The sequence below is a fragment of the Micromonospora sp. DT68 genome, assembly GCF_049847245.1.
Taxonomy (GTDB): Bacteria; Actinomycetota; Actinomycetes; order Mycobacteriales; family Micromonosporaceae; genus Micromonospora; species Micromonospora profundi.
Genome location: NZ_JBNCNZ010000038.1, coordinates 1 through 9637, shown reverse-complemented (window position 1 = coordinate 9637; position 9637 = coordinate 1). Strand labels below are relative to the sequence as shown.

Here is a 9637-nt window from a genome sequence, read left to right as displayed (position 1 = left end):
CCGGCGGCCCGGACCTCGTTCAGCCGGCCGCCGGGCGATGAGGCGGCTACCACGAGACCACCCGCAACTGCCGAGAAGCGGATAGGCGATCAATCCTTTCTTGCACGCTGGTTTCCTACCAGGGTCAGCAGGGCTGCGTGTGTGTGCTCGTCGGCCGCCACGACGAGACCGCCCGCGCCGGTGTGAAGAGGTTGGCCGTCGATCCCGGTCACCACACAGCCGGCAGCCTGACAGAGGGCGATGCCGGCCGCGAAGTGGACACTGTCGCTCAGGTGGCCATCGGTTACGTAAGCGGCTCGTCGGCCGGCAGCGACCCAAGCCACCGCCAGGGTGGTGGAGACGACGCGTGGGCGGAACTGCCGGATGAACCCTTGATCGGCAAGTAACCGCGCGGCCCGGAAGACGCGCTCATTGGGAAACGGTGGATCGAGATTGACGTCCACCAGCCTCGACGCGGCCGACGGGGCAAGTCGCTCGTCCGCGCCGCCGTGACGCACGTGTGCCCCAGCACCGTCGGTCCAGAACACCTCATCGGTGAACGGGTCCGCCGAGGCTGCCACGCCGAGCTGCGTTCCGGTTCGCAGAGCTACGTTGACCGAGACGAGCATGGTGTGTACGGCGTAGTTCAACGTCCCGCACAACGGGTCGACTAGCCAACTGCGTCCGTTCCCGCCGGTTCCCGTGCGTCCGCTTTCCTCTCCCACCACGAGGTCGTCCGGCCGGGCAGCGTGCAAGACGTCGAGGATGGCGCGCTCTGCTTCGATGTCGGCCGTCGTGGCGAAGTCTCCCGCAGACTTCTCGAAGCGTGTCAGCGATGACCCGTAGTGCGAGCGCACGATCGCTGCGCCGGCTTCCGCGGTTTTGATGACCAGATCTCGGTCGCTGATCGACATGCACGCACGATAGATGCCGTCCTGGCTCCATTGCGGGCCGCGATCGGATATCCCGATCTGCCGCCGTCCGCGCATCGTGAGACATGGGCGAGTTTCGTATGCGGTTGGTGTGCTGGTCGGCGTGATGGATGATGCCGGGCGTGATCACCAGAGAGCGCGCTGTCGCGCTCGTCGAGGCCTTGCTGATCAGGTAGCGACGGGAGGGACGGCTGGTTGATGTGCCCGAGGTTGCAGTCTGCGGTGTCGAGGAGCACGTCCTCGGGTGGTTGGTCGGCTGGCAGTCTGTTGAGTACCTGCGTTCCGGTGACTTCGGCAAGATGCTGGTGGGACAGGGCCCGTACTTCGTAGATTGTGAAGACGGCAGCATCCACCACATACCAGCCGTGATATGCGGCACAGATCGATGGGCTGACGTATATCTGCAGCAGTACAAGGGCGTCAGGCCTCCGGATCCGCTGCTCGCTGAAGTCCGTGCCCTCGTACAGCGTGGGGACAGGATGGCGGCGCTGCGGTTTGTCCGTCAGCAGGCGCCGCGGATGAGCCTGCGCAATGCCCAGGCGTACGTCGACGCGGTCAGCGAGGGAGATGAGCCCTCGGAGTGCTTGGCGAGCCTCACTCGGGAGGAGCCAGAGCCGCTGTTACTGCCGATCGAGACACTTGCCGGCCCGTATGAGGAGGACGCTGGAGCGTAGGCCAACAACTGCGGGTTGGGGACGTCGGCCACACAGATGAAGACGACCCGAGGGCGAGCATCGCTGGGCATCCATCGCACGCTAGCCGTTGCCGCCGGCGAGGCACTGCAGGCGGCCACCGTGTGCTTACCTTCCGATATGCCGCACGCCATGATGTTTGACGAAGCAGATCCGCTCCTGAACCGGCTGCGGGCGCTCGCCCTGGCCTTCCCCGACGCGGCCGAGAAGATCTCCCACGGACATCCCGCTTTTTTCACCACCAAGGTCTTCGCGTACTTCGGGGGATCGGTGAAAGTCGACGGCGTCTACCGGCAGCATGAACATTCGGTGCTCGTGCTGGTTGATCCCGACGAGCGAGCGGCGCTGTTGGACGAGGACCGCTGCTTCGTGCCGGCCTACCTGGGCCCCTACGGGTGGATCGGGGTGGGCCTGACCGGAGACACCGACTGGGACGAAGTCGACGAGCTACTCGACGCCAGCTACCGACGGACGGCCGGGCCACGCAGGGTTGCCCGGCTCGACTCCCGGCGATCCCCAGCATGAGGCCGGCCAAGGCCACGAGGAGCGATGACCGCCGACAGCGCCGGCAGCCCTGCCAAGCGCACGGATCTCCCGCTGACAAGGCGCGGCGATCGTGAGGGTGCCACCCGATCGACCGATGCGGCTGCGGGAGCCAGCCAAGGCACTGGGCCGGCAGATGTCGGCGGTCGGCGGTGCGAGCCCGGTTTAGGGGAGCAGGTTGGGATCGGCGGGGTGCCCGCAACGGTGGGAACACGGCATGCACCCAGCGCCCGTACCACCGGAACTGCCGGAGGCCATGCCTTGGAAGTTCGACGGGTCGGCGGGCATCCGCTCATGCCGATGAGCGGATGCCCTGGGGCCGTTGGCGTGTGATGATCGGCTGCGATGAGCAGTGGTCGAGATGCGGATGTCATTCTCGGTGAGGCGCGTCGGCATCACCTGGCGCAGGTGAACGGCGTGCTTCGTCGCCCTGGCATGTATGGCAGGGACGAGATGGCCGAACGGCTTGTTCTCGAGGCGATGGCCGCCGTGGATGGAAGCCTTGAGCGGTGGTCGACGGAGTGCGATGGACTGCGCGAACGCGACGCGTTCACCCCGACAGGTGTCGGGGGCGCTTACAGCAGCATCTTGCCGGCAGGTGCCGTGCGTGATGCCACGGCCTCCGTCTACGCCGAGGTTGCCCATCGTCTCGGTTGGCTTGAGCTGGATCGGGCGCTGTCCGAGGCAGAGTATGAGCGGCTCAGCGCCGACATCAGCGGTTGGCTGTCGCGACAGCGGACGCTGGCCGACGTCATCGAAACGTTCGGGCCACCGTCAATCTGGATCGGCGGAACGAACCCGCTTTATCCCAAGACGCTTGCCTACACCACGGCCGATCGCGACCACGTCCTCATCTGCTTCCACGTGTGGAACGCTCTGGCGAACACTGCAGCCGAGACGGTGCTGGAGGGCGTCCACCCCGAACCGGTGCTTCTGGCCGTACGCCATCGACCGGGCACGTTTTCCGAGTCGTTCTCGTTCACGCCGGAGGGCCAGCAGCGCCGGCCTACTTCTGATCAGCGCAGCCCGCTCAGGTCAACGGTCTGGATCTTCCACGGTGACAACGCCCGATATGCCTCCGGAGTGTTCGACACTCTGGACGCTGGACTCGCCTGGGCTGCCGAGCGCCACGTGACCGGAACTCTGGCCGAGTACGCCATCGGGGGAGCCTACGACGTCGCAGTCAGCGAAGGCCGCTTCACGCCATCGAAGGCGCACCACGGCACCTCGGACCACGTCGCCGCCTTCAGTCCTGGGTTACGTCACGTCCATCTGACCCGTGGCCGCCAAAATCAATAGACATCACTCATGCCGTGGACCGCGTGTTCGTTCTCGCCGCTCGGTGCGCAGTCATGCCGATGACAGGGCACCGGAGCCGGCGTGGCGCCGAACCGCACCGGCGACTCAGTCCTGTGCTCACCCATCGACTGGCCTTTACCGACCTGTGGTCGGTGCCACATAACAGCATCGCCAGTCTGGGCTCCCTCATTGCCCGGTCACGCTGCCCGTGAGCGGGGAGGCCGGCCCTCTCAAGTAAGGCCGGCCTCTGCGCGTCACCCCGCCGCTCGGCTCATCGCGGCACTGGCCAGCCCGTTCAACGTGGTCAGGTCGGCCGCCCCCAGGTAGGAGTCCGACAGCATTGAGGCGGTCTGGATCTCCACAGCCATCCACCACGTTCCCGACCTCCCGGCCGCCGCTCAGGAGATCCGCCGCGTCCTGAAACCCGGTGGCCCAGTCCTGATCAGTTCCGCCTTCCCGGCCGGCACGAGGGCATCGCAGGCGGTATCCGAACAAGGTGCTTGTGCCGTTCGCACGCCGTATCGACAACGACGACGTGGCCTGCTGGGACGTCGACCGGGGCGGGCGAGTGGTTGTCGTGCACGACTTCGGCCGGGCGGTGGCGTGCCGCGCGCAGGGACATGGGCGAGAATGGGCCAGTTCGAACTCTGCGCAACTCTGGAAGGACCCTCCCTTGGCCGGTGGACTCGTAGCCCTGCTGGATGACGTGGCGGTGCTGGCCCGGGCCGCTGCCGCGTCGATCGATGACATCGGGGCGGCCGCCGCGAAGGCCGGCGCCAAGGCTGCGGGTGTCGTCGTCGACGATGCTGCCGTCACGCCGCAGTACGTGCGAAGCCTGGCGGCCGAGCGCGAGTTGCCGATTATCAAGCGCATTGCCGTGGGGTCGCTGCGCAACAAGTTCTTCATCATCCTGCCGGCGGTGCTGCTGCTCAGTCAGTTCGTGCCTTGGCTGCTCACTCCGATCCTCATGCTCGGCGGCGCCTACCTCTGTTACGAAGGCGCGGAGAAGGTGTGGTCCAAGATCGCCCATCACGGCGCCTCCGACACGGGCGAGGAGAAGGTGCAGGACGAGACGACACTGGTGTCTGGGGCGGTACGAACCGACCTGATCCTCTCGGCGGAGATCATGGTCATCAGCCTTAACGAGGTTATCGATGAGGCGTTCTGGTCCCGCCTGGTGATCCTGGCTGTCGTCGCCGTCGTCATAACCGTCCTGGTGTACGGCGTGGTGGCCCTGATCGTAAAGATGGACGACGTCGGGCTGCGCCTGTCGCAACGTTCCGGCGCCGTCGCCACGTTCGGCCGCGGTCTGGTGAGGGCGATGCCGGTGGTCCTCAGCGTGCTGACCGTCGTCGGCACCGCGGCGATGCTGTGGGTGGGCGGGCACATCCTGCTGCTAGGCACGCACGAGCTGAACCTGCACTTCCTGTACGAGGCCGTGCACCACGTGGAGGTCGCCGCCCACGACGCCACGGGTGTTCTCGGCGGGCTCGTCGGCTGGCTCGTCAACACGGTGGCCAGCGCGATCCTCGGGCTGATCGTCGGAGCGCTGGTCGTGCTTGTCATGACTCTCACGCTCCACCGCCGCAAATCCAAGCCTGCGGCTGCGACTGCGGCCACGACTCGTACTGACGGCACCATCCCCGGGCAGCCGAGCCGTGCAGCTCAGCGTCGCGACGCTCCTGCGGACCGAGCGCCGCGCGGTTGACCGCAAAGTCATCGCAACTCGACCACGGGGTCAGGCGCTCTGGTGCTGAACCGCGTTTAGTAGGTTGCCGAGGTGAGGCAGGTTGCGTAGGCCGGATTCCTGCATGGCGGTGGCGACGGCGACGATTCAGCCTCAGCGGGGGAGGCCTTGGCGACCCCGACGTCGATGATCGTGGCGGCGATGTCGAGTTGCTCGGTGTCTGATCGGTCGGGGCCGGGCGGCTGCCCGGAGGGGCGTATGGCGGGCGGGTCAGCGATGGCGCACCCGCCGGGGCCGCCGCCGGTGACGGAGGTCAGCAGCAGGAGGGGCAGGCCGATGCAGGCGATGAGGACGACGGTGGCGACGCCGATGATGGTCTTTGTCATGGTGGTGACCTCTCGGGATAGCAAGAAGGGGCCGGTCTGCCTGCGGATGTCCGGCCGGTGGCCGCGATGTGCGTTCTAGAGGCGGTAGAGAAGGCAGAGCAGTCCGGCGTGGGTCTCGCGGAGGAAGGCGACGATCAGGGTGCTGGCCGGGAACAGTGGGTGGCCCACGTCGAGCAGGTGCCGTAGCGCCAGTCCCAGTGGCCGGGTTCCAGGCGTACCAGAGAGCCGGCGAGGTCGAGGAACGCGGCGCGTCAGCAGCTGTTGCCGCTTGTCGTCGCGAAGTTGGTCCCACATGAGGACGGTGACGCTGGCCGCCCACAGGTCGACGAGGACACCGTCGATCTCGGCGTGCGGGATCTGTCGCTCAGCGCGGGCGGACGACCCTCGTTGTCAGATGCCCCTGGGCTGACCGCGTAACTCCCGGATCTGCCGATGAGCGGACGTGGTGATCGTTGCTCAGGCGGTGTTCGCGAGCGGCGAAGGGTTGAGTCTGGCAAAGCCTTCCTGCCGTTGGTAGGGGAAGTACGGGTACGGCGCGGTGCGGGTGCTGGCAGTGTCGAGCCGGGCTGCCTGTTCGGGTGTGAGTGACCAGCCGACAGCGTCGATGTTCTGCCGCAGTTGTGCTTCGTTGCGGGCGCCGATGATGACGGTGGCTACCGTGGGTCGTCGTAGTAGCCAGTTGACCGCGAGTTGTGGCACTGCTCGGCCGGTTTCGCGGGACAGGTCTTCGAGGACGTCGACGACGCGGAATAGGTGCTCGTCGTCGACCGGCGGGCCGTATGCGGCGGTGGCGTGCAGCCGGCTGGTGGCGGGTGGCGGTGTGTCGCGGCTGATCTTGCCGGTGAGTCGTCCCCAGCCGAGTGGGCTCCACACCACGGCTCCGACGCCTTGGTCGAGGCCCAGGGGCAGCAGTTCCCACTCGTAGTCCCGGCCGACGAGGGAGTAGTAGACCTGGTGTGCCACGTACCGGCTGCGGTGGTCCCGGTCGGCTGCGGCGAGGGACTTCATGAGCTGCCAGCCGGCGAAGTTGGAGACGCCGAGATAGCGGATCTTCCCGTCCCGTACCAGGTCGTCCAGTGTCGCTACGACCTCTTCGACGGGTGTTGCGGCGTCGAAGGCATGTAGCTGAAACAGGTCGACGTAGTCGGTGCCGAGTCGGCGCAGGGCCGCCTCGACCGATCGGATGAGCCGCGCGCGTGAGGTTCCCGCGTCGTTGGGTCCGTCGCCGGTCGGTAGACCACTCTTGGTCGAGATCAGGACAGCGTCGCGTCGGCCTTTGATCGCTTGTCCCAGCACCTCCTCGGACGCGCCGTCGGAGTACACGTCCGCAGTGTCGAACATGCTTATCCCGGCGTCCAGACAGATGTCCACGAGGCGTCGTGCCTCGCGGGCGTCCGTGTTGCCCCACGCGCCGAAGAGCGGTCCGGAGCCGCCGAAGGTGCCGGCGCCGAAGCTGAGTGCGGGCACGGTGAGTCCGGATGCTCCAAGTCGTCGGTACTCCACGATGACAGCCCCCTTAAAGGTACTCCAGTTCCGTTAATACGTCGGCTACGATAGCAGCCATCCGCAGTTAAGGGAACTGGAGACCCGTTATGGCCGTCGGTGTGATCCGACCCGGAGGGCGGACCGCCCGGGTCCGCGCCGCCGTGCTACGAGCTGCCGGTGACGCACTCGTCGAGCACGGTTTCGACCGTCTCGACCTCGCGGACGTGGCGCGCCGCGCCGAGGTGGGCAAGACAACGGTCTACCGCCGCTGGGGTACGGCCGCCGGCCTCGTCGCCGACTTGCTGACGGACATGGCGGAGCAGTCGCTGCCGCGAGCCGACACGGGATCGCTGATCGGGGACCTGCGCGCCAATGCCCGGCTCGTGCAGCGCACCCTGGTCGACTCGCGTCAGGGTGCACTGTTCCGGGCGGTCATCGTCGCTGCGACCTGCGACTCCCGCGCCGCCGAGGCTCTCCATCGCTTCTACGCCGTCCGGATCGCCGAGTGGGTCCCCTGCGTGGAGCAGGCGGTGCGGCGGGGGGAGCTGCCCTTGGACACGGACGCGGCCGAGGTCATCCGCGCCGTCTCGGCACCGCTCTACTACCGCCTACTCGTCAGCGGAGACCCCATCGACGAGGCCACGGCAGACCGGGCCGCCGAAGCGGCAGCGGCAGCCGCCCGCGCCGGGGTCCACGCGTCCACCAGCGGTCCCAACTGACGACACCGCCCATCCGGATCTGCCGCCGACCGAGCGCTACCCACCGTGACAGACTCCCGCGGAGGCCTGCGTCCGATCGTGCCGACAAGGGGACGCGCGGCCATGATCAGGTTCCCAAAACAGGCTTCCAGTAACAAGTAGAGTCGCGGCGTGACCAGTCAAGACGCCGAGGTCGAGGCGCGTGCCCGCGCCGCGCTCAACTCTTTCATCCTGCGTGCCCTGCGGGTCGAAGGTCACTCGCTGGCTACCGACCGCGCTGCTCTGCATCGGCTATCGCAATTTTCGTTCTCTGTGCAGGTCAACTACACGAACGGCACCGCGACCTGGATACAGGAGTTCCCACCGGAGGAGCAGGTCGAGTCCGCTGCAGCCCGTGTACGGCCACTGATCCTCAACGACGACCCGACCTACTACGCAAAGTTCTTCAAGGCCGCTGGCTACTTCCTTCAAGCGGCGGGGGCTCCCGAGGCCGTCATGAAGGAACTGCGAGGGCTCAAGCAGGAATGGGCGGAGATTCAGCCCAAGGGGCAGGGCGTCAGGGGCTACTTCGTCGAACAGTCCATGGCGGATTCGCAGCAGTCGCACCGGGCGACCGACAACGTGCTCGGCTTCGCGTGGATCTATGGCGACGTCGTGCACAACGATGCTGATCGCCTCGCCCAGACGCGCGTCTTCGGAGTCAAGGAGCGGTTCCGCGCCGCAGTCCCTCTGGTTGCGCGGATCATGGTCTTGACGATCGCCACGTTGAACTTCGCCCGTCTCCTGCATCGCGAAGGCTTGATCCCTCTCGATGACGGCATCTTCGAGACATCCGTCATCGTCACCGAAACGACCTTCCGGCAGGAGGGGCAGATCTACCTCGGCGAGCCGGATTCCTCCGACACACCGATGGTGCTGCCGCCCCCCGGCCAAGCCCTCGGCGATGGTTGGAAACCCATTCACCAGGCCCTCGCACTACCCACCACCGAGTCCACCGCACCTGAACAAGAGGCAGCCAACAGCGCGAAGCTGCACGTCCAGCTAGTCGATCCGGCCGGGACGGTGCTTGCCGCAGTCGACCTCAACCGCGTCGAAAGCACCCGGGACGCCGGAGGTATCCGTGTGGTGCTGGAGGAGGCCAATCGCGTCTTTCGGGTCGAAGACCGCTACGACTCGGCCGTCCTGAGCGTGACGCGCACCCTCCGGCTCACCGGCCTCGCCGGGCAGCCGGCTGCCGTCGTCCTGGCAGCGCTGAAGTTCCTCGCCAATTGCCGCACCCCGAACGTAGCCCGAGTCAGCCTCCGGCACACGTCGCCGGCGGAGGGCAACGTTGATCCAGCCTGGGCGCTCGACCCATCCGACGAGTTCCGGCGCGAATTGGACGCCCTGACCACGGCAGTCGAGGCATTGGCGGCTATCCAGCAGCACACGGCCGTCCCGATCCGCGTTCCCGACCTGTCTGCTGCCGTCTCCGACGAGGTCAACCGCTGGCTGTTCGCCGCGCGGCTGCTCGGCGGTGACGAGGTCAGCGGTACCTATCCCGAGGGCCAGTGCCTATGGGTTGGCCTCGATGACGAGGTCGACCTGCCGGACGACGGAACGGTCGGGATCGAGCTGCCCCTAACCGTCTCGGTCGGCGGGCAGCGGGTCGACCTGGGCACGATGGTGGTCTGGCTCAGCAACGCGACGCTGGTGGAACGCCGCCAGCACCAAGGGCGCATCTTCCACGCCCTTACGACCCCCGATCGACGCTATCGCTACCGGCTAGCGGACGAGGAGACCGCCGCCTGACCGGCCGCCGGCGGTTACAGCGAAGGGTGGTGAGGCTGTCAACGCCAGCAGAGGCGCACTTCTAATCTAGCTACAGAGGTTGAAAGGCTGACGGTCGTCGGCGTGTCTGCGTGATCTGCGTCGATGGTTTCGGTAGGCCGGAGGT

9 protein-coding genes and 1 pseudogene are annotated in these 9637 nt (G+C 66.9%); 7 read left to right on the top strand and 3 right to left on the bottom strand.

Annotated elements, in window-relative coordinates; all coding sequences use genetic code 11:
* Nucleotides 1–89: 89 nt before the first annotated feature.
* Nucleotides 90–893, bottom strand: coding sequence for an inositol monophosphatase family protein (locus ACPXB1_RS30370; RefSeq protein WP_355631851.1), 804 nt, complete (start codon nt 891–893; stop codon nt 90–92).
* Nucleotides 894–1111: 218 nt separating this feature from the next.
* Here ACPXB1_RS30370 and ACPXB1_RS30365 point away from each other — a divergent pair, with 218 nt between their 5' ends.
* From ACPXB1_RS30365 to ACPXB1_RS30345, 5 genes and pseudogenes are all read left to right on the top strand, one after another.
* Nucleotides 1112–1585, top strand: coding sequence for a YrhB domain-containing protein (locus ACPXB1_RS30365; RefSeq protein ID WP_425736147.1), 474 nt, complete (start codon nt 1112–1114; stop codon nt 1583–1585).
* 36 nt (nt 1586–1621) lie between these two features.
* Nucleotides 1622–2128 (top strand): MmcQ/YjbR family DNA-binding protein, encoded by a 507-nt coding sequence (locus ACPXB1_RS30360; RefSeq protein WP_355631857.1) that lies wholly within the window; start codon nt 1622–1624, stop codon nt 2126–2128.
* Nucleotides 2129–2491: 363 nt separating this feature from the next.
* A complete protein-coding gene (locus tag ACPXB1_RS30355) occupies nt 2492–3445 on the top strand; it encodes a DUF7710 domain-containing protein (protein WP_425736146.1) in 954 nt (317 codons plus the stop codon).
* A gap of 336 nt (nt 3446–3781) precedes the next feature.
* Nucleotides 3782–3904 (top strand): annotated as a pseudogene (locus tag ACPXB1_RS30350) (class I SAM-dependent methyltransferase); the annotation flags it as partial.
* A gap of 37 nt (nt 3905–3941) precedes the next feature.
* Nucleotides 3942–5153 carry a DUF808 domain-containing protein gene (locus ACPXB1_RS30345; RefSeq protein ID WP_425736145.1) on the top strand — a complete coding sequence of 404 codons (1212 nt, stop codon included), beginning with the start codon at nt 3942–3944 and terminating at the stop codon, nt 5151–5153.
* A gap of 56 nt (nt 5154–5209) precedes the next feature.
* Here the strand turns inward: ACPXB1_RS30345 and ACPXB1_RS30340 are convergent, their stop codons facing one another.
* Both ACPXB1_RS30340 and ACPXB1_RS30335 read right to left on the bottom strand, forming a co-directional pair.
* Complete coding sequence (locus tag ACPXB1_RS30340; RefSeq protein ID WP_425736144.1) at nt 5210–5518, bottom strand: hypothetical protein; 309 nt, start codon at nt 5516–5518, stop codon at nt 5210–5212.
* Nucleotides 5519–5974: 456 nt separating this feature from the next.
* Entirely contained in the window at nt 5975–6985 is a 1011-nt protein-coding gene (locus ACPXB1_RS30335; protein WP_355631876.1) for an aldo/keto reductase, read from the bottom strand.
* A 125-nt stretch (nt 6986–7110) separates the two neighbouring features.
* On the opposite strand from ACPXB1_RS30335, the gene ACPXB1_RS30330 reads away from it, so the two are divergent.
* Both ACPXB1_RS30330 and ACPXB1_RS30325 read left to right on the top strand, forming a co-directional pair.
* A complete protein-coding gene (locus ACPXB1_RS30330; protein ID WP_355631879.1) occupies nt 7111–7722 on the top strand; it encodes a TetR/AcrR family transcriptional regulator in 612 nt (203 codons plus the stop codon).
* Nucleotides 7723–7872: 150 nt separating this feature from the next.
* Complete coding sequence (locus tag ACPXB1_RS30325) at nt 7873–9492, top strand: hypothetical protein (RefSeq protein WP_355631882.1); 1620 nt, start codon at nt 7873–7875, stop codon at nt 9490–9492.
* Nucleotides 9493–9637 lie beyond the last annotated feature (145 nt).